Origin of the sequence: Flavobacterium chungangensis, from assembly GCF_042654045.1 — a bacterium.
GTDB classification, from domain to species: domain Bacteria; phylum Bacteroidota; class Bacteroidia; order Flavobacteriales; family Flavobacteriaceae; genus Flavobacterium; species Flavobacterium chungangensis.
On record NZ_JBHSFY010000005.1, the window covers coordinates 105995 to 126586 of the forward strand.

At 29.5% G+C, this 20592-nt stretch carries 18 protein-coding genes; 12 read left to right on the plus strand and 6 right to left on the minus strand.

Annotation, left to right across the window (positions count from 1 at the left end; genetic code table 11):
• The first annotated feature begins 2 nt into the window (after window positions 1–2).
• The 12 genes from ACFO3N_RS09570 to ACFO3N_RS09625 all read left to right on the plus strand — a co-directional run bounded on the left by ACFO3N_RS09570 (window position 3) and on the right by ACFO3N_RS09625 (window position 11820).
• Window positions 3–1466 (plus strand): glycoside hydrolase family 125 protein, encoded by a 1464-nt coding sequence (locus ACFO3N_RS09570; protein WP_379797221.1) that lies wholly within the window; start codon window positions 3–5, stop codon window positions 1464–1466.
• 22 nt (window positions 1467–1488) lie between these two features.
• Entirely contained in the window at window positions 1489–2388 is a 900-nt protein-coding gene (locus ACFO3N_RS09575) for an ROK family protein (protein WP_379797223.1), read from the plus strand.
• Window positions 2389–3224: 836 nt separating this feature from the next.
• Window positions 3225–4397: a toll/interleukin-1 receptor domain-containing protein gene (locus tag ACFO3N_RS09580; protein ID WP_379797225.1), complete on the plus strand. Its 1173-nt coding sequence runs from the start codon at window positions 3225–3227 to the stop codon at window positions 4395–4397.
• A complete protein-coding gene (locus ACFO3N_RS09585) occupies window positions 4379–4975 on the plus strand; it encodes an SLOG domain-containing protein (protein WP_379797227.1) in 597 nt (198 codons plus the stop codon). Before ACFO3N_RS09580 ends, ACFO3N_RS09585 begins: the two co-directional genes overlap by 19 nt.
• Window positions 4976–5248: 273 nt before the next feature.
• A complete protein-coding gene (locus ACFO3N_RS09590; protein WP_379797229.1) occupies window positions 5249–5944 on the plus strand; it encodes a TIR domain-containing protein in 696 nt (231 codons plus the stop codon).
• A gap of 24 nt (window positions 5945–5968) precedes the next feature.
• Window positions 5969–6517, plus strand: coding sequence for a toll/interleukin-1 receptor domain-containing protein (locus tag ACFO3N_RS09595; RefSeq protein WP_379797231.1), 549 nt, complete (start codon window positions 5969–5971; stop codon window positions 6515–6517).
• Between the two features lies 1 nt (window position 6518).
• Window positions 6519–7979 (plus strand): SIR2 family protein, encoded by a 1461-nt coding sequence (locus ACFO3N_RS09600; protein WP_379797233.1) that lies wholly within the window; start codon window positions 6519–6521, stop codon window positions 7977–7979.
• Window positions 7980–8147: 168 nt separating this feature from the next.
• Entirely contained in the window at window positions 8148–8630 is a 483-nt protein-coding gene (locus ACFO3N_RS09605) for a TIR domain-containing protein (protein ID WP_379797235.1), read from the plus strand.
• 9 nt (window positions 8631–8639) lie between these two features.
• Complete coding sequence (locus tag ACFO3N_RS09610) at window positions 8640–9272, plus strand: Nmad2 family putative nucleotide modification protein (RefSeq protein ID WP_379797237.1); 633 nt, start codon at window positions 8640–8642, stop codon at window positions 9270–9272.
• Window positions 9273–9290: 18 nt separating this feature from the next.
• Entirely contained in the window at window positions 9291–10196 is a 906-nt protein-coding gene (locus ACFO3N_RS09615; RefSeq protein WP_379797239.1) for a dCTP deaminase domain-containing protein, read from the plus strand.
• The gene (locus tag ACFO3N_RS09620; RefSeq protein WP_379797241.1) at window positions 10177–10764 is read left to right on the plus strand and encodes a nucleotide pyrophosphohydrolase; all 588 of its coding nucleotides are present in this window, start codon (window positions 10177–10179) and stop codon (window positions 10762–10764) included. The genes ACFO3N_RS09615 and ACFO3N_RS09620 overlap by 20 nt, the downstream gene beginning before the upstream one ends.
• 51 nt (window positions 10765–10815) lie before the next feature.
• Window positions 10816–11820: a nucleotide kinase domain-containing protein gene (locus tag ACFO3N_RS09625; protein WP_379797243.1), complete on the plus strand. Its 1005-nt coding sequence runs from the start codon at window positions 10816–10818 to the stop codon at window positions 11818–11820.
• 256 nt (window positions 11821–12076) lie between these two features.
• Here the strand turns inward: ACFO3N_RS09625 and ACFO3N_RS09630 are convergent, their stop codons facing one another.
• From ACFO3N_RS09630 to ACFO3N_RS09655, 6 genes are read right to left on the minus strand one after another with little or no spacing between them, the layout of a single operon-like run.
• The gene (locus tag ACFO3N_RS09630; RefSeq protein ID WP_379797245.1) at window positions 12077–13378 is read right to left on the minus strand and encodes a 5-methylcytosine restriction system specificity protein McrC; all 1302 of its coding nucleotides are present in this window, start codon (window positions 13376–13378) and stop codon (window positions 12077–12079) included.
• Window positions 13368–15233: an AAA family ATPase gene (locus ACFO3N_RS09635; RefSeq protein WP_379797247.1), complete on the minus strand. Its 1866-nt coding sequence runs from the start codon at window positions 15231–15233 to the stop codon at window positions 13368–13370. Before ACFO3N_RS09635 ends, ACFO3N_RS09630 begins: the two co-directional genes overlap by 11 nt.
• Before the next feature lie 21 nt (window positions 15234–15254).
• A complete protein-coding gene (locus ACFO3N_RS09640; RefSeq protein WP_379797249.1) occupies window positions 15255–16493 on the minus strand; it encodes a hypothetical protein in 1239 nt (412 codons plus the stop codon).
• 18 nt (window positions 16494–16511) lie between these two features.
• On the minus strand, window positions 16512–18608 hold the full coding sequence (locus ACFO3N_RS09645) for a restriction endonuclease subunit S (RefSeq protein WP_379797251.1): 2097 nt from the start codon (window positions 18606–18608) through the stop codon (window positions 16512–16514).
• Window positions 18605–20032 carry a class I SAM-dependent DNA methyltransferase gene (locus ACFO3N_RS09650; protein WP_379797253.1) on the minus strand — a complete coding sequence of 476 codons (1428 nt, stop codon included), beginning with the start codon at window positions 20030–20032 and terminating at the stop codon, window positions 18605–18607. The genes ACFO3N_RS09645 and ACFO3N_RS09650 overlap by 4 nt, the downstream gene beginning before the upstream one ends.
• The gene (locus ACFO3N_RS09655; RefSeq protein WP_379797255.1) at window positions 20032–20592 is read right to left on the minus strand and encodes a hypothetical protein; all 561 of its coding nucleotides are present in this window, start codon (window positions 20590–20592) and stop codon (window positions 20032–20034) included. Before ACFO3N_RS09655 ends, ACFO3N_RS09650 begins: the two co-directional genes overlap by 1 nt.

The following is a 20592-nucleotide window of genomic DNA, read 5'->3' on the forward strand; positions in this document are numbered from 1 at the left end:
ATATGCAGTCACGTAGAAAATTTATAAGAAATGCAGGCATTTTTTCGGCAGGATTACTGGCACTTCAAACAGAAGCTTTCGGATTTAATTCAGATACTTTTCAGTTTCCAATAAAAGATTTTGCTTCTAAAAGGCCTCCTGTTGCCGAAAGAAAATTTACGAGTAAAGCAATTGAAGCCGCTATCGTACGCATTAAAAAACAAATTGGCAATCCTGAATTGGCATGGATATTCGAAAACTGTTTCCCTAACACATTAGATACTACAGTCGATTTTGAAATTATTGATGGCAAACCAGATACGTATGTAATTACAGGAGATATTGATGCCATGTGGCTTAGAGACAGTACGGCGCAGATTTGGCCTTATATTCCGTTTGTAAAAGAAGATCCAAAACTGGCAGAACTGGTAAAAGGAGTAATCAATCGTCAAGCGAAATGTATTCTGTTAGATCCGTATGCGAATGCTTTTTATAAAGATTTTACGAAGGAAAGCGAATGGAAAAATGACCTTACCAAGATGCAACCTGGAATCCATGAAAGAAAATGGGAAATTGACAGTTTGTGTTATCCGGTTCGATTAGCACACGGATATTGGAAGGAAACAGGAGACATCAGTTTATTTGATGCCAAATGGAAAGAAGCCATGCTTTTAATTCTGCAGACTTTTAAAGAACAGCAGCGAATGGATGGCAAAGGCGGACCGTATAGTTTTCAGCGTCAGACGGCTTGGGCTACAGATGGAGTTCCGTTAGGCGGTTATGGCTATCCTGTAAAACCTTGCGGATTAATTGTTTCGACTTTCAGGCCAAGCGACGATTCTACTTTGTTTGGTTATCTGATTCCGAGCAATATGTTTGCTATTGAGATATTAGGTTATCTGATTGAAATTTTCTCTCTTCCAGCTTTAAAGGATAATGATTTGGTTGCGAAAGCCACAAAATTAAGAGATGAGGTTCAAAAAGGACTTAATGAACACGGAATTATCAATCACCCGAAATTCGGAAAAATTATAGCTTTTGAAGTAAACGGATACGGCAGTTTCCACATGATGGACGACGCCAATGTACCGTCTTTATTGTCATTGCCGTATTTAGGTGCAATTGCTCCAAATGATCCTTTATATCTTAATACAAGAAAAGTGGTGCTGTCTGAGAATAATCCGTTTTTCTATAAAGGAAAAGCAGGCGAAGGTATTGGCGGTCCACACACGGGAGTTGATACGATCTGGCCTATGAGTATTGTTTTGAGAGCGATTACAAGTGTAGACGAAAAAGAAATAAAGGCTTGTATCAGTAATTTAATTAAAACAAATGCTGATACAGGATTTATGCATGAATCGTTCCACAAAGACGATGTGAATAAATTTACTCGTAAATGGTTTGCTTGGGCGAATACATTATTTGGCGAAATGATTGTACACACCAGTATTCATTATCCTCAAATTTTAAAAGACAAAAATATCTAGTACTAAAGGTAAATAATTAAAAATGAATACATCACATGCCATTGGGCTGGATATAGGAGGAACGCATATTACCGCTGCGGTTATTGATAAAGCAGAAATGAAAGTTCTTGACTTTTCGCTTTGTAAAGAATCTTTCGATTCAAATATGCCAGCAGATCAGGTTATGAGTATCTGGAAAAAAGTAATCAGCACCGCAATAGAAAATTCTAAGATTAAAGATATTACAGGAATTGCAATTTGCATGCCTGGACCTTTTGATTATAAAAACGGAATTTGCTGGATTAAAGATCAGTCGAAATACGAACATTTTTACGGATTAAACATTCGAGAATTGCTTCTGGAAACTCTATGTTTTCCTGCAGATTTTCCAGTTCTTTTTGAAAATGATGCTGTTTGTTTTGGAAAAGGAGAAGTTTTTAAACATCAGGAAAATCTTTCTAAAAAAGTAATGGCCGTAACGCTTGGTACTGGGTTAGGAGCTTGTTTTATAGATAAAGGAGCATCAATCAGTTCAGGAGATTCTGTTCCCGCTGATGGCGAAATTTACAATCTGCCGTATAAAGACAGCATTGCAGAAGATTATGTTTCTGTCAGAGGACTTTTATCCCATTATAAATTGCTAAGCGACATTGCGCTTAATAATGGTTTAGAATTGTACGATTTGGCTAAAGGCGGAGATCAATCAGCAATTCAGGTATTTGAAAGAATGGGAGAGGATTTAGCGACAGTTGCAATTCCGTGGATTGCTAACTTTACAGCAGATCATATTATTATTGGCGGAAAAATTGCCAACGCAAGCGATTTGTTCTTGTCTTCATTTAATAGCACAATTCGAGAATCGGATTTAAAAGTTGAGGTTTCCATTTCAAATGATAATGAAATTGCAGCCTTGCTCGGAGCAGTCAGTTTTCTTTGCGATTAAAATAAAAACGGATGTACATTGGACTCATCCGTTTTTTGTTTTTTTTAAAACAAGTTATGTCGTCTGATAATATTCTTAAATTAAACACAATAAAAAAGCCTTAAAACATTTATGTTCAAAGGCTTTTACTTTTTTAGTTTCTTCTGAAACTTCATCTGGCGGAGAAAGAGGCTCCCCCACCTGTATTGTAAGCACCAGCAAACACTGGGGTCATGTTATGTCAAAAATAGAAGGGCACTAATAGGGTACTCTTAAAAATCTAGTTTTTTAAAATTCTTGTAAAGGTGAGAAAAAAGACCTATATATCCAATTAAAATAAAGCTTTTTTTGTAAGTAAGAAGTGGTTGGATATGATTTTCAACTGCTAATGTTTGAATGCCTATTTTATTTAAATAAAAAAAACTTTTGTTGAAAGGTGATAGATTTATATTTTTTACTTTTTAAATAAATTTTATAACAACATAAACTGTTGGGATGTAGTTTTTGGTTGATCTCGATTTTATTTTAGATTCATCTAATTCATAATATAAGGCTCCAAGTTTATATGTTTACTCTAACCAATTAATCTTTGCTAAGCATGATTAAATTTTTAATAATGATGCCGAGAGAAAAAGCTTAAAATTAAAACAGGTATTAATACGTGTCTTTAAATTTAAATAAATAAGTTTCTTTACGTTTTAATAAAGGCTTATTACGGAAAACCGTATATTATTTCAGTATAATATACTTATTATTACTGAAAATTTTTCGATCACTTAGTAAACGGATTGCTTTTTTTATCAGCGTTAATTATATAAAACCATAAAGTTCTTATTTTTTATAAATAAATTATAATTATGAAATATAAATACCAAATTATTTTTCTTGGATCGCTCGGAGATTTATCAGAGGAAATTAGGACTCTCTTCTTTGAAAAGGTTAAAGAATTAAAGCTTCCTATTGATTCATTTGTGGTTATTGATGATAAAAATTTTCAAAGTAAATATTTGGGAAAGCAACCTTCTTTTGTCTTTTATTTCGGTGATAAAGAAGGCAATTTTAAAAATGTTGATTTAGTTGATAGGTTGATAAAAGATGGAACTTTAATACTTCCAATATATTATAATAAGGAGTTTTTTGGTACCGAAATTCCAAAAAAATTAGAGAATCAAAATGGGCTATTGTACGATCCAACAAAAAAAGATAAAATTATTAATTTAGCTCTTGAATCTTTTGGGAAATTAAGACAGACGAGAAAGATATTTATAAGTTATAAAAGGGATGAATCTACATCGGTTGCAATTCAACTATATGAAGCCCTGGAAAAAAACAACTTTGATGTGTTTTTAGATACACATTCCATAAAACAGGGAGAACCATTCCAAGATGAACTTTGGCATCGTATGTCTGATTGTGATGTAATCATTTTACTTAATACACCTGAATTTTTAACAAGCAGGTGGTGCAAAGAAGAAATTGCAGAAGCAAGTGCTAAAAAAATAGGTATAATTCAACTTATATGGCCAGAACATAAGCTTGATAGCACCTCTGAATTTTGTTTTCCTACTCAATTGTATGCTTCTCATTTTGAGATGGAAGTTTTTAATGATAAGAATAGATCTAAACTTAAACAGGAATTTGTTGATGAATTAGTAATGAATACTGAATCAATCAGAGCTAGAAATTTAGCTTCCAGACAAGATAGTTTAATTACAGAATTTACAAATTTTGCATTCAGTAATGGTAAAAATGTAACTCTTCAGCCTGAAAGATTTCTCACAGAAGAACTAGGAGAAAATAAAAGACGAATTTTTATACCAATAATAGGTATTCCTCAATCTATTGATTGTAATCAGCATGACGAGTTACGAAGAGAAATAAATGAATTTAATATTGAAAGCATTTATTTAATTTATGATGATGTAAGAATAAGAGAAAAATGGCTAAAACACTTAGATTGGTTAAATGATTATTTGGATATTAAAACATTAAAAAAACAAAATTTTAATAAATGGCTTCAACAGAATTAAAAAACATATTTCTTTCTGCTAGCACTCCACTTGAGGAAAGAAATCCAAAATATTATTCTACCTCTGATATTATTGCAATAAGAGATTCAGTAATTGCTTTGGCATCGAGTGTTATTCCAAATCATAGATTGGTCTGGGGAGGACATCCGTCAATAACACCCCTTATAAATTATGTTTTGCAAAAATTAGGTTTAAATATTCAGGAACGAGTGGGGATATATCAATCAAAATTTTTCGAGAGATTTTATCCTGAAGACAATAATCAATTTAAAAATATTTGGCAGACAGATGACTTGGGGGAGAGAGAAAGCAGTTTGCTTTTAATGCGTAAAACTATGCTTAATTCCTGTGATTTTAGTGCTGGGGTATTTATTGGAGGAATGGAAGGTGTTGAAGAAGAATATCTATTGTTTAGAGAAATTCATCCAAATGCATTAGTTATTGTTGTTGAAAGCACTGGTGCCGCCGCAAAAATTATATATGATAATTATTTACCAGAAGAATTCAAAAATGAAAGATTAATAAAAGATTATGGCTATATGAGTTTATTCCAACACCTATTGATAGATAAAATTTAAAATTATATCTCGAAAGTTATTTTATAGTTTTCACTTTGATAATGATAATTGCATAGCATGACAAATTAGGAGTATAGGTTCTGTAGAAGATGATAAGCCTGTAATCGGAAATAATGGGAAGAAGTAAAAAGTAAGAGAAAGAATCCATTGGCTAGTTATATCCCTGTTTTTGACTCAGAATATTATTTTGGTAGTTATGTGTATGATGATATAAAAATAATATAAGTAGTTTATTAGAAAAAGCTATCACAGTAAGAAACCAAAACCAATGATATGGGAAAAAATATTTTTGTGTCTTATAAGTATGCAGATACATTTGTTAACAATCTAAATAAAAGTGATTCTGTATTTATAGGAGGAAATTGGCTGTCATTCCCACGATCAACAAGAGTAAGAGATTATGTTGATGAGCTACAAGTTATACTAGATGATGAAGATCATATTAATTTAGGTGAAAAAGATGGTGAAAGTCTAAAAAATTTCTCAGAAGGTTATATAGAATCTAGTTTAAAAAATAAAATATATAGAAGTAGTATTACAATTGTAATGATATCTAAAGGAATGGTCGAGTTTTTTTCAGATGAAAAAGATCAATGGATACCTTGGGAGATTTCATATTCACTTAAAGAAGTTGTGAGAAATGATAGAACAAGTAGAATGAATGCAATATTAGGTATCGTACTTCCGGATGAAAATAATTCTTATGAGTGGTATTATACTCAAAATGTTGAATGTAATTGTACAACACATCATACAGATAAGATATTTAATATTTTAAGTAAGAATATGTTTAATATGAAAAATCCGGTGAACTCATCTTGTGGTGGAATTGTAATTCATCATGGGGAATTTTCATTTATTAAAACAGTAAAATGGAACATTTTTAAGAATAATCCAAATTTCTATTTGAATAAAGCTATTGAAATAAGAGATAATAAAAATCTTTATGAAATTAGAAAAAATATTTAATCAACTGTATTTCATTTAAGTACTATGGCTATTTTAAATAAACAAGAGTTCGAATCAAATGCACGAAGTAAAGCAGGATTCAGAGGACTTCGAGGAATTGTAAGTGAAAACAGGGCTTATACCAAGTCAGCTTCAGTGACAAGTATATTTCTTTCACACTCTCATCATGACAAAGCTATAGTTGAACAGGCAAAAATTTTCTTTGAGAATTTAGGTATCAGCATTTATGTAGATTGGGCAGACCAAACAATGCCCGAAAGGACAAATGGAATAACAGCTCAAAAAATTAAAAATCAAATAATATCAATTAATGATAAGTTTGTTTTATTAGCAACTAATAATGCTGTTGCTTCAAAATGGTGTAATTGGGAAGTTGGAATAGCAGACCCATTTAAATTGCCAAACAAAAAGATGGCAATTTTACCACTAGCTGAAAATAATGGAACCTGGAATGGGAATGAATATTTGCAAATTTATCCAAGAATAGAAAAAAGTTCAATTTACAGTAATAGTTATAATGTGATTTATCCTGATGGAAGTATAGAGTCAATTTTAACATGGTTAAGAAAATAATATGGAATTTACTAAAGAGCAAAAGGCATTTATTAATTCATTTGTTAAAGAGATTAGGAACGGGGATGCTGCAATATTTGCAGGAGCAGGACTTTCTTCTAGTTTAGGTTTTGTTAACTGGAAAGGTTTATTAAAAGGTTTGGCTAGTGAACTTGATTTGGATATTGAAAAAGAACAAGATTTAATATCGATTGCCCAATACCATCTAAACAAATTTAAAAGAGGGAAGATTAATGATTTAATTAAAAATGAATTTACTACTTTAAAAGAAGGAAGTGAAAATCATAAAATTTTATCTAGAATTGGAATAGATACATTTTGGACCACCAATTATGATCAAATTATAGAAAGAACTCTTGAGTTACAAGGAAAAACTGTCGAAAGAAAATTGAGTAATGAAGATTTTGCCAGTAATATAAAGAAAAAAGATGCTATTGTTTACAAGATGCATGGGGATAAAGATTTCCCAAACGAGGCTATTTTGACAAAAGATGATTATGAAACTTATAATGATAAAAAAGAACTTTTCTCAACAGTTTTAAGAGGCGATTTATTATCTAAAACATTTTTATTTTTAGGTTTTAGTTTTGATGATCCAAATTTAGAATACATTTTAGGTAGAATTAAAATTTTGTTGAAAGACAATACACCTTCTCATTTCTGTTTTTTTAAAGAAGTTTTAGAAAGTGATTTTAATAATCCATTAAAATCAGATGAGCAAAATAAAGAAAATTATTTGTATGCGAAGATTAAACAGGAATTAAAAATTAATGATTTACTAAGGTATGGTATAAATGCAATAATGATTAAGGATTATCCCGAAATAACTTTAATTCTTGCTGAAATTGAAAAGAAATTAAAGAGGAGAAATATTTTCATTTCAGGTGCAGCTCATGAATATTTGCCGTACACTGAAATTGAGGCTAAAAATCTTATTCATCATTTAAGTTATAAAATAGCGGAAAATGAATTCAAAATTGTTTCTGGTTATGGATTAGGTATTGGTAGTGCAGTAATTAATGGTGCTTTAGATTTTAAATTAAATTCAAAATACAGAAATTTAGATGATTTACTTATATTAAGGCCTTTTCCTCAATTAGAATCAGGAAGTAAAAGTATTTCTGAGATAGAGACTACTTACAGAAATGAAATAATTTCCAAAGCAGGTATTGCAATTTTTATTTTTGGCAATAAATTATCTGATGGACAAATTGTAAATTCAGATGGAATGGAAGAAGAGTTTGAGATTTGTCTTAAACATTCTGTAATTCCAATTCCTATTGGTGCAACTGGGTCTATTTCAAAAGTTTTGTGGCAAAAAGTAATAAATGCTTTTGATAAATTTTATCCAAATAACGAAGTGCTTTACAATGCAATTATAGAATTAGGCAAAGAAAAAATTACTCCGGAAGATATTGTAAAATATACGCTAATGACTCTTGATGTTTTACAAAATGAGTGATTTTTTAATAAAACTAAGATTTGATATCTTGTTAAATTTAGAATGTTTTCATTAGAACGGTATGCGTTGGTTTTAACTTAGAGACTTAAAATTTCTATATTAATACGTTTAGAAAAGCTGTTGAGCTGTGAAGTAAAAAAGATTTAGTAATTTTATTATAACTGTATTATGAGCAAGCAAAAAAATATTTTCATTAGCCACTATGAAAAAGATGATGTTCATGTTCAATCTTTAAAGAAAAGATTAATAAGGGATGGGTATGATGTTAAAAATTTTTCCGTTGATAGTACAAAACATAAGGATGGTAGGAGACCTTCAGATGCGGTAATTAAAAGGTTACTTGACATAAGAATTAAAGCATCAAGCACTTTTATTTGTCTTATAGGACCTGATACGCATACCCGAAAGTGGGTGAATTATGAGATAAGGAAGGCACATCTTGAAGGGAAAAAAATTATTGGAATTTATTCCCATGGCAATAAAGATAATGTAGAGTTGCCAGAAGCATTCAAAAAATATGGAAGTTCAACTTTAGGATGGAATTCAATAGAGAAATTAGGAGAGATTATTTCGGGTGGAAATATTCCATTTGAAAATCCTGATGGATCTAAATCAAATGATTTGCATAAATCTAAACGTATAAAATGTTAAACAAGTTATATGAAAACATACTCTTATTTATTAGAACATGACTATGGACTTGCTCCAAATCCATTTGGAAAATATTGTACGTTAGGGGTTTGTAAACCAAAGATACGTGGAAGTCGTAACCTTGAAATAGGTGATTGGGTTATTGGAACCGGCTCTAGGGCTCTAGAGAATATCTCAGGAAGAGATTTCGTTCACCATATAATTTATGCGATGAAAGTCGAAGAGATTTTGTCCTATGAAAAATACTGGTCAGATATAAGATTTGCTTATAAGAAACCAATTTTGAACGGATCATTAGTAACAGTATACGGTGACAATATCTATCATAAAGATAATAATGGTAATTGGATACAAGAAGATTCAGCACATTCTTTAGCTGATGGAGTTACTAATGAAGAACATTTAAGAAAAGATACAAGCGGTAAAAATGTTTTAATTAGTAAGGATTTTTATTATTTTGGTGATAGTGCTCCACTTTTACCTAAAGATTTATTTGATGTTTGTCATTCAGGTGTTGGTGAAAAGATAATTAAATCTCCAAAGCAAGATAAACTTATAGGCTGGTTAAAGGAAAATTTCCATAATGGAATACATGGTGATCCCATAAATTGGATAGAGCATAATCAATTGAATCTATTTTAAAAACCAAATCAAATTATTATGCCGTTTTTAGGAGCTTCAGAATTAAGAAAACTTTTAAAATTCAATAAAATTATCACAGACGATGATAATAATAATGCATTTAATGAAAACAGGATAAAACAAGCAGCATATGAACTTTCATTAGGAACACAGGTATATCGTACAGACAACAAGGACAGAAAGGTAGAAATATTAAGTGAAAATAATAGGAATATTGATATAAATCCTGGTCAGTTTACTTTACTGATGACAGATGAATTTGTTAATATTCCTGATGATAAGTTGGCTTTCATTTCAATTAAGGCTAAGCTTAAGTTGAAAGGACTTGTAAATGTTTCAGGTTTTCATGTAGATCCAGGTTTTAAAGGAAAGCTATTGTTTTCTGTTTACAATGCTGGTCCATCTATAATTACTTTGGAAACTAAAAAGGCTTACTTTTTAATTTGGTTTGCAAATTTGAATAGTTCTACTGGTCAGAAAGATCTTTATAGTAAAAATAATAATCATCATCAAGGTCAAAAAACTATAGATCCAGATTATTTAGATGCACTTAAAAGAAATGATATGGCTTCACCTTCCGCAATTTTATTAAAAATTGGAGAACAAAAAGACTATTTTGATAGTGAAATTAGAACTTTAAAAAACTCATTAGAGAATGATATTAAAGAAAAAAACAGAAAAGTTTTAAATAATGAATTTTTTATTAAATTAGTAATAGGTATATGTGTTGCAATTGGAACTAAATACATGATTGATCTTAGTATTACTCAATTAAATGTTCAAAAGCATATTTTTGAAAATAAAAAAATTAATCAAATGCAAAAACAAATAGATTCTATTAAATCAAAAATAATACCTTTGCAAAATACTCATAATGTAATAGATAAAAAAAATATAAAAAATAATGTTACAGCCAAAGAATAATCTTATTTCATTATACTCAAATTTGGATGCTGAAGAGCAATTACCTAAAGAATTTGTAGTAAAATTTGAAGAGATTTTTAATGGTAAATATCATCAAGTTAAAGTAACTTTAGACGGACAGCAAGTTGGAGATATTGTAGATGATAATTCATTTATTAATGACGGTTATAGATACCATGATGTGTTTCATTATACTTTTGCGACATTATTAGACTGGTCACCTTGCTCAAGGTCAATGTTAAAAAGAAAAAGAAAAAGTATTGAAGATATTGATCGAATCGAAGATGGTGCCCGAGCTGCAATTACAGAAGAAGCTATTTCTTTAATGATTTTTAACAATGCAGTTGATAATGATTACTTTTACAAGTGTAATAAGATAGATGATGTTTTTTTAACAATTATAAAAAATATGGTTGAGCCTTTCGAAGTTCGTCATAAGAGTAAAACTGATTGGGAGAAAGCCATATTAAAAAGTTATGAATTATTTCGTTTATTGCGAACGAATAAAGGAGGTATAATTAGCTTCAATGTAGAAGATAAAAAAATTATTTACGAGAAAATAGATTAAAAGTATTATTAGAAAAAGCTGGAGATTCCAGCTTTTTTATTTAAAAAAGTAATGGAAATATTAGTAAAGAAGAATAAACCTAAAAAGAGTATTGTATTAGATACCTATTGGAAGTTTGCATGTGAAAGACAAAATGTATTTTTTAATAAAATGATTAATAATCATCAAATATTAACAAATGACGAAATATTAAAAAAGCATAAATTCACAAATGCTTTTCGAGCATCTGATAGAGTTAGTCAATATCTAATTAGGAATGTGATTTATCGTCAAAAAGATCAAAATGAAAGCGATTTACTTTTAAAGATATTATTATTTAAAATATTCAATAAAATTGAAACCTGGGAATTATTAATATCTGAATTTGGAGATATATCTTCTTCATCTTTTAATTTTAATGAAATTAATTCAGTTTTATTAGAAGCAATGAAATTGAAGGAATCAATTTACTCAGGTGCTTACATCATGGCTTCAGGGAAAAGCATTTTTGGCTTTGAAAGAAAACATGAAAATCATCTAAAGTTATTAGAAGAAAAAATAATTAACGAAAGATTGATTGAAAAAGTTAAATCCTCTAATTCAATGGAGGAATTATTTAGAATACTTTTAGATTTACCTACCGTTGGCTCTTTTTTAGCGTATCAATTTGCAATTGATATTAACTATAGTGAGTTAGTGAATTTTAGCGAAATGGATTTTGTAGTGCCAGGACCAGGAGCAAAGGATGGAATAAGGAAGTGTTTTACTGATTTAGGAGATTTTAATGAGACGGATATTATTAAATATGTTACTGACATCCAAGAAGATGAATTTATTAGATTAGAACTAAATTTTAAAAATTTATGGGGTAGAAGATTGCAGTTGATTGATTGTCAGAATTTATTTTGTGAAACAGATAAATATTCAAGAGTAGCACATCCAGAGATATCTGGAATTTCTAATAGAAAAAGAATAAAACAAATTTATAAACCTAAGACTACCGAAATAAGATTATTCTATCCTCCTAAATGGAATATTAATCATATAGTAGACCTGTCACTAAAAACTGAGGGGTAAATGTTTTCTAGATCTGTGGGATATATTTATAGGGGTCTAAAAAATAAGGAATGCTGAAAAGATAAAATGTTATTAATAATAAATTTTTAATCAGTCATAAATCTAAGAAATGATTCACCCTTTTTAATTCTTTTAACTGAGTTTATAATTTTGAACTTTATTTTAGATACATTCTGAGCTATTGATATCAATACTAAAATCAGTAACTGTGTAAAAAAAAAATATAAATATTGTATCCAGATTAACCTTTTAAATCTTATCTTATAATCGGAAGATTCACACCTATTTTATAAAATCCAATATATTTATTAATCTTCCTCATATCAATTAATAAATTACTCAAATCATTCTTTTGAATTTCTAAATCAGGATAAATGACTAGACAATCTATATTCTTATTGTAGTCATTTTGCTTAAGCTCATCGTAAACCTTTTTCAATCTTGCATAACCGCTTATTTGGCGAAAGTCTTCTTTATCAAGTCCTTTTTTATATTTATATTTAGGTTTATATTTCGCATCGATCACAAGTTTTAATTCTCCTGAATTTAATAAAAAATCAATTTCATGGGAATTATGACAGTTTACCTGAAATTTTACCTCTCCATTCTTTGGATACTGTCTTTTTAATAATCCTAGTACATAATATTCAAATAATTTACTCATATCTATCCAAAAAGGAGGTGTTGATATTGTTTCTCTTCCGACGTTAGCTATATTATATCCAAATCGTTTGATAATTAATTTTGCTAATCGTGTGGCTTCAAAGTATTCTTTATAAAAGGCATTTGATTTTGTATGTTTTATATCATTCAAATTAATTTCTTCTGATACGTTTTCAAATGCTGGTGTTATGAAGTTGAATAGTTCATAAGTGAAATCGTTGGAATTTATATTTTTGAATGCAGGCAAATAACGCTTTATAAATACTAATGCTTTTTTTAGTAATCTGTTTTCTAAACCATTTTCACCAAACTCATCGTATCTACAATAAGTATATAATTGTTTGTTTTTTAGTATATTTTGTTTAATTGTTTGATCTACTAAAACCTTTCCTTTGACTTTGCTGTTTAAATTATGTTCAACTTTATAGTAGCTTTTTTTTAAGCCTTTTTTTACAATTACTTTCAATAAGCTTAAATACTGAATTACTAATAAAGGAGTTAGCAAGTCTTTGGTTTGGTGAATTTCAATCTCTTTTTTGTCCCATCTAATTTCAAAAAGTTCATCTAAATCCTTTTGAGATTTGATATTTGGTAGTGAAGCGAAAAGCATTTCCAGATAATTAATCTCTACTATTTCAGCCGTTTCTTCCTTATTTTTAGTATTTAATTTCGGTTCAATATAGATCGCATTTTCGTTATCTAGCCAATCTACTCCTATACAATAAGAGCTGCATAAATGGAAATTTTCATCTTTTTTATAAATAGAAAAACAAGATACTGCTCCTCTTGGTTTAGAAAAATCATAACTGTATTTTTCCTCCAATAAAATATTCTGATGCTCTATTTTTAAAACATCTTCATAATGCTCCCAATATGTTAATAGATTAGTTTTCAAATCTTGCTTTTAAGTCTAATATTATTTCTTCTGCTTTTTCTAATAAAATACCATCTTTTAGGTATTCTTCTAAAATAGGAATAATTTCGTACTTGACTTTTAGTTGTAATTCTGCATCGTTATTGACAATAAAATAGCTATGTCCTAATTTAACTTGCTCTGGTTTAAAATCAGATGCTAATGTATCTCTGCTGTTGAATAGTTCACTAATTTCTTTAAACAAAGCTTTAGCAGTTTCGTTTTCAATAACTGAAGGATCGGGTAAAATATCGACAAAAGCAAAACGTCTTCTTATTGCGTAATCAATATGTCCAACACTTCTGTCGGCCGTATTCATAGTGCCGATAATTAGTAAATTTGGAGGAATAATTAGGCTGTTATCTCCATCTATATCATACATACTTTCTACTTTTTTTCCTCGATACTCCAAAGCATATATTAATTCTCCTAAAACAGATGGAAGATTAGCACGATTAATTTCATCTATAATTAAAACAAAGTTTTTTAATTCTTCTTTTTCAGACGTACTTGGAACAAAATTTAGACTATTATCTAGTAAGAATTTTTTAAATAAATCAAGAATTCTAATATAATAGCTTGCATGCCAGTTAGCTAATCCAGATAAATTTTGATTGTGTTTAACATCTTGGCGTTCATTGTTTTCATCTAAATAGGCCTGCTTAATGTCATTAAAAAGCATTCTATTTCCATTTTTTGTCCATCCTTCAATACCTTTATATCTAAATGCATCAAAATCTAATTTGACAATATTTACCGAATCAGTAATAACTATTTTTCCATTTTTCTCTAAATCATCGGAAATAAAATCAACAAATTTTTCAAATTGTTCATTAACCCACTTTTCTTTTGAAATTTCAACTTGTTCTTTTTTACTATCATTGTAATTTTTTAAAGCTTCCTTTGCAAATTGAGCAAATATTTTATCTTCCGTTTTGTATTCTATTATGCCATCATTGCTCTTTGCAGTAATACCTCTCACAAAGTCTTCATAAGTATATGATGGATGAAATTGTATTAGTTGATAAAAATCATTTTTAGCACCTTTTGAATTTAATTTGTTAAATAAATATTTTGCTACGGCAAGCTCGTACGGCTCTAGTGCATTTTTATTTGAGGGTACTTCATTAATAAGAAGTTGATCAAATTTTATTTTAATTTGATTGAATTTTGGTGACCAATCTTGCTGAGCTTTTTCTGACCCCAAAGTTACTTTATCTAAAGACACGTCCTTAATTGTGTAATAATCTGTAGTACCGCTAGCATTTGGTATTTTTGCACCAACTTTCAATAAATCAACAAATTCTTTTTCTGATAAACTTGTACTATAATTTTCGGTTAAGCGTTCAGCCAATTTCTTTGCAGTATATGTTTTTCCTGTTCCTGGAGGTCCCTGCAAAATTATTTGTTTCTTGTTTTTTAGAATCTCTATTTTTTTTTCTAGATCCATAGCCTTTTTGTACTTATTTAATAGTGACTTAAATTTAATTTTTATCTCATAGTTCTGTACTCTTGCGATTCCTTGCTGAAGATCATAATTGAATTGGTCTTCACGCTTTAGAACTATCCATTCTGCTTTATATACGAAAAGTTCATGTTGAAAAGGAATTTTCAATTTTAAAAATTCATTTTGATATTGCGGATAATTTAAACATGTTTTTGGTTCTGTCATTACATTTGCAAAAGCCAATACTGAAAAACCATCAGTAATTAATAGCCAATCACCAATATTATAAGTTTTGCCACCCCAGCCAATTACAATATTATTTTCTTTTATAAAATCATAGAATAAAGGTGTGTTGCTACCCCATCTACAACCTAATTTCCAAAGACTCATCTACTTTAAATTTAAAATTTGTTATTTTATTTTTGTACTATCAATTAAACCAAAAATACGCCCACTTGAAATAGAGCTAATTTTTTGATATTTTTGATAAAAATATCTTTTACGTTTTTTATCAAAGACAAAATCTGTTTTTGTTTTTTCAAAATCACTTGAAATCTTGCTTGATCTTACTGAAAGTTCTATGCTAACTTTTTCTAAAAATTCTGCATCTACAAATTCATATTCTAAAATATTATCAAAATCTTGTGCTATGACAAGCTTTATGATAGTCTTAGTTAATGCCATAATAAAAACATCTCCTCCATTATCATTTTCTATAAAAAAGAAGGCACCAAATGCGAGAGAATTATTGATATTCACAAAATTACTAGTCTCTAAAAAAGTCATTGGAAAGCGTGCATTTGATTTTAATGGATTTTTATTAAAATCTTCAATATTTTCAGATTCAATTAACTGACTTATCCTGTCTTTCAATGATTTTTGAATAGCTTTATGGACACCAATGATAGAAAAAATATCTGAATAGTATAATAGTCTTGATATGAGTTTGAATTTTCTAGGAGACCATTCTACTTGAAATGCTTCTGGATCAACAAGCCATAATTTTGCGGTATTGGTATTATCTAAAACTGCAATAGTACCATAATATATATTCTCATTTTCGCATATTTCATTGTCTTTGTTTCTAGTAATTATATTGCTTTTCTTTGCTTTAATACTTCCATAATGTTTACTTACAGAGGTAGATTTTAAATTATTGTCATCACTTACAGTTCCTTTGTTTTCAACTTGTATAAATTTGACGCCATCTGATGCCATTTCTATTTCATAGTCAAAATCTTTTACTCTTTTACCATCTATATAAGTATTAGGTGTAATAGCCCAATCTGCTTCTGTTAAACTGTGAAATTTATTGATCACATTAATTCCTATCGAAACTCCTATTCTTTCAGTCATTTTAGAAGCAAACATTCTTTCTGAAGATTGCTTTGATTGAATTGAACCATTTGAAAAATCTAAAATATCTTGAATATCACCTAATCTGTGCTGGACTTTTTTCTTTAGTTCTAGGAAGGTTCTCCAGCCGTCTTCGTCTGCTTGTTCCGTAAACATCATATAAGAAAGAAATTCATCTTTGGAAATAGTAATTTCTTTGCCAACTAGTGTTTTAAGCTCTTGATAATTTGGATAGCACTCAAATAACTTTTCTTCTCCAGCATTATAATAGTCAACAAATATTTTTAAATTCAAAGTATTTTGTATTTAATGTTATGCAAACTTTTTTAGTTTTTCAACTAGCTCTAAGTTTTCAATTAAACTAATCATCTTTTTTGTATCTGTTTTAGAGAATTTCTCCGCTTTAGTTTTAAAACCATTTTGTTTTATTTGCCATTTTTGCATACCATTATAAATGATTTCTAAATCAGTTGATTTAGTATCTATAATTAATTTTGCAACGGTGTTCAGTAATTCTATCTTATCTGTTTCTTTATTAATAAATGACATTTCATAAATGTCTAAAACTTTATTAATTCCTCTTACAAAGTCTTTATTTTTAGGATTAGACAACGCATCTAAAACTTCTTTTTCTTTTGATGGTTTTATTATGAATACTTCACCGTTACCTTTCCGGTCTTTAGTTAAATAATCATTTTTACTTATGTCTTCTTTCAGTTGTGGTGAAAAAGTACCGTGGTTGGAATTAATGAAATTATAGGGTATTTTTTGGTCCGTAAAAGCATTAATGTTAAAAACTGTTTTTTGTGTTGCAACCTCACCGTAATTAATTTTTAAACGATTTTCCATTTGCTTATGAATCATTGCGACATATAGATTGTAGTTTATATCTTCAAACAATGAATCTAAACTTAAACTCGGGTTTTTAACTTCAAAGACTTCTTTTAGAACTACATGTATCAGTATTTTAGCATGTTTCTCGCTAGTAGTAATTTCCTCATCTAATATTTGGCAATTATCCAATAAAGCTTCAATTCTTTTTATAATAATTTTTTGTTCCTCAATGGGCGCAATAGGAATAATTGTACTTCTGAATTGATCATGGGTAATACTTGGAGAATTAAAACCATCCATAAAACCCATATAAGTATCTTCGATGTATTTTGAGAGTAAAAGCCAAAAAATATATTTATTTTCAACGATTAAACAATCAAACACAGCAAAACCAGTTGAACCAATATAATTAGGCTTTTCATCTTCTATAATTGCCAAATTATGTAGATAAGGTCTAACTAGTGAATATAAAATATTACCTTTTTTTAATACTCTTCGTGCTCTTGAAGATAATTGGTTTACAGGTAATAATTTTGGGCTGTTTATTACCTGCTTTTTATTGTCTATTGCATCAATATCAACATAATTAATAAGTTCATTTGCTTTTAACTCATTATGAATATTCAGATTATCAGTATTTACTATAATATCACCTAACCTACACCAAGTCCAACTTTCAGGTAATTCAAAAGGAATGCTATCGTTGGTGATTGTTGGTAATTCTTTTTCCTTTTTGAGTTTTTTTTCTTTTATAAGTTGTATTTTTTCTTTCTTTATATGCTCCAAAAGTTTTGAAGCTATTTCAATATCAGGATTCTCAATCCTCCATTTACTTGTTAATTTCCCTTGAATAGCTTCTGAAAGAATTGATTGTTTTAATGCCTTTTGTAATACAAGTTGATTTCTTTTTTCAATTTGAATTTTTATTAACTTATCGTATTTTATTAATGTTTCATCAATCAATTGATACAAATCATTATAGCCATTAATTAATTTGCCATCAGCAATTTTAACCGCATCATTCTGTGCCGTTTCATCACATTTAGGGAGTATTAATTTTTTAAGTTTATTAGCATTTACACTTGGTCTAAAATTATCTTCGTTAAGTGATACAATTTGTGACCAATATACATAGCTATTTAGAAAAAGATTCAAATAATCTGGGCTAGTATCTTCGTTTGCTCTAATACGAATGAGGTAGCCCGCATAAATGGACAAAGCTGGTGGTTCTGAAATCAAAAAGCTTTTTCCTGTTGTTCCTCCTGTTCTGGCTATTAAAATATCATTTGGAAATAACAAATAGGTTGCTTCATCAGTACAGTTGCAATAAGGTACTGTTTCCCAATTTACCTTACCATCTGTTATATCGCTTATTCTTAAAAACTTGTTTCTCCCTTGCACTAATGCAGAGGCATTGTAGCCATATTGAGTACCTGTAATTAAATCTTCTAAGTGAACGGTTTCAGAGTTCCTTTCAAAAAAATACTTTAAGATGATCGTGTTTCGAATTTGTTTTTTAATCTCTTCTTCATCACTCAAAAAAGTTAAAGGAATAAATTTAAATGATAAGCTCATAGACTTAATTCTTTTAAAAGTTGATTAATTCTATCTTGGCTTTTGTTCATCTTTTCAATTATTTCGGCTCTGTTGTATTCTATAATTTCTTCAACTTTATTAGGATTTTTTATGTCTAAATCCCAATTGTTAAGGTCTTTTAAATTTACTTTCCAAGAAACTTCACTTTCTTTTCTGTCGTTCCACCAATTTATAATTGGTTGAAATTCTCCAAACTGTATTACTTTCTTTTTAGAATAACTTTTTTGTCCAACTGGTAACTCATGTCTGTAATACCAAATATCTTTAGTAGGGCTTCCTTTTTCAAAAAATAATAAATTAGTAGCAACGGTAGCAGGAAAGAATGTACTTTGAGGTAAACGGATGATAGTATGTAAATTGCAATCGGTTAATAATTTTTCACGAATACGAGCTTTAACGCCTTCACCTGTGATTGAACCATCAGGCAACACAATGGCAGCACGACCGTTATCTTTTAATAATTGAAGCATCAGAATGACAAACAAATCGGCGCTTTCTTTACAGCGGTAAGAGGCAGGAAAGTTGGTTTCGACACCATCAGCAATACTTGCACCAAATGGTGGATTAGCTAGGATGACATCCACACGGTCTTTATTGCTAATCCCATTATATTCTTTTTTCAAACTATCGATGTAATGATAGTCTGGCACTTCCATTTCATGCAATATCAAGTTGGTTAATCCTAATACATAAGCAACTGGTTTTAGTTCCCAACCCGTTATGCTTTTTTGAAGTATATGCTCATCGTCAACCGTTTTTACATAGTTTTCCCTAATATGGTCAATAGCTGCTGTTAAGAATCCTCCTGTTCCTGCCGACGGATCTAATACTTTTTCACCTAATTGAGGGTTAGTCATTTGGGTCATTAACTGCGTGACCGCTCTTGGTGTATAATATTCTCCTTTATTGCCTGCATCTCGTAATTCTTGTAAAATGCTTTCGTAAATGTTTCCAAAAATATGTTTGTCTTCGGATTTATTAAAATCAATTTCGTTTAGTTTATTGATTACTTTACGCATTTCATAACCTGACTTCATGTAGTTATTTGAGCCGTCAAAAACTTCTCTTACAATTGCTGCACGTTCTGGATTTGTATTGCTGGACAACTCTTTCAGTGTTGCGAAAAGTCCTTTATTATTTTCAGCATTACTATCAATAAATTCTAACAATTCTTCTCCTGTTATTCCTTCAGAATCGGCAGCCCAATTACGCCATTGAAACTTTGAAGGTATTACTGTAATATAATCATCTTTTGTTAATTCTAACTCAATATCTTTATCATCAATAATTTTTAAAAACAACATCCATCCAAGTTGTTCTAATCGTTGAGCGTCTCCCGAGATTCCTCTGTCTTGACGCATTATATTTCTAATACTGCTTATTACCGCACCTACGTTTGCCATTATAGTATATTTCTATTATATTTTAGTGAATAAATGTTGTACTCTGGTTCTGGATTACTTGTATCAACATTTATAAAATAAATTCTTCTTCTTCTTTCTGGTTCTATTTCAAAAAAACTACGATGTAGTCTTATTAAATTTAGTATATCTTTAAATCTTCTATTAACAGTTATCATCACGACATTTTTAAAATTTAAATAAGAAGCAGTTGCTTCAATAAGCTTATTGAAATCGGCTGATAAATTAATAGTAGCGTCTGTTTTTACTTCAATAAACATTCTTTGATCGTTCCTGTTTTCCTGGGCTTGATGCAAGACTAAATCAGGCCTGATTCCAACTGATAGTTTTGTTATATCAAAATGTAAGATAAGATTATCGTAATAATTTGCATTCACAGGGACTTCAATTATATTTTTAAATCTATGATAGAGTTCAGCTGTGAAAGGATTTTCAGTTACTTGATTATACTGTGTTTGATCTTCTCTTGTGCCAATTGCATTAAAATATCTTGAATTCACTTGCGTCACAGCACTTAGTAAATCAATTACGCATTTATCCAT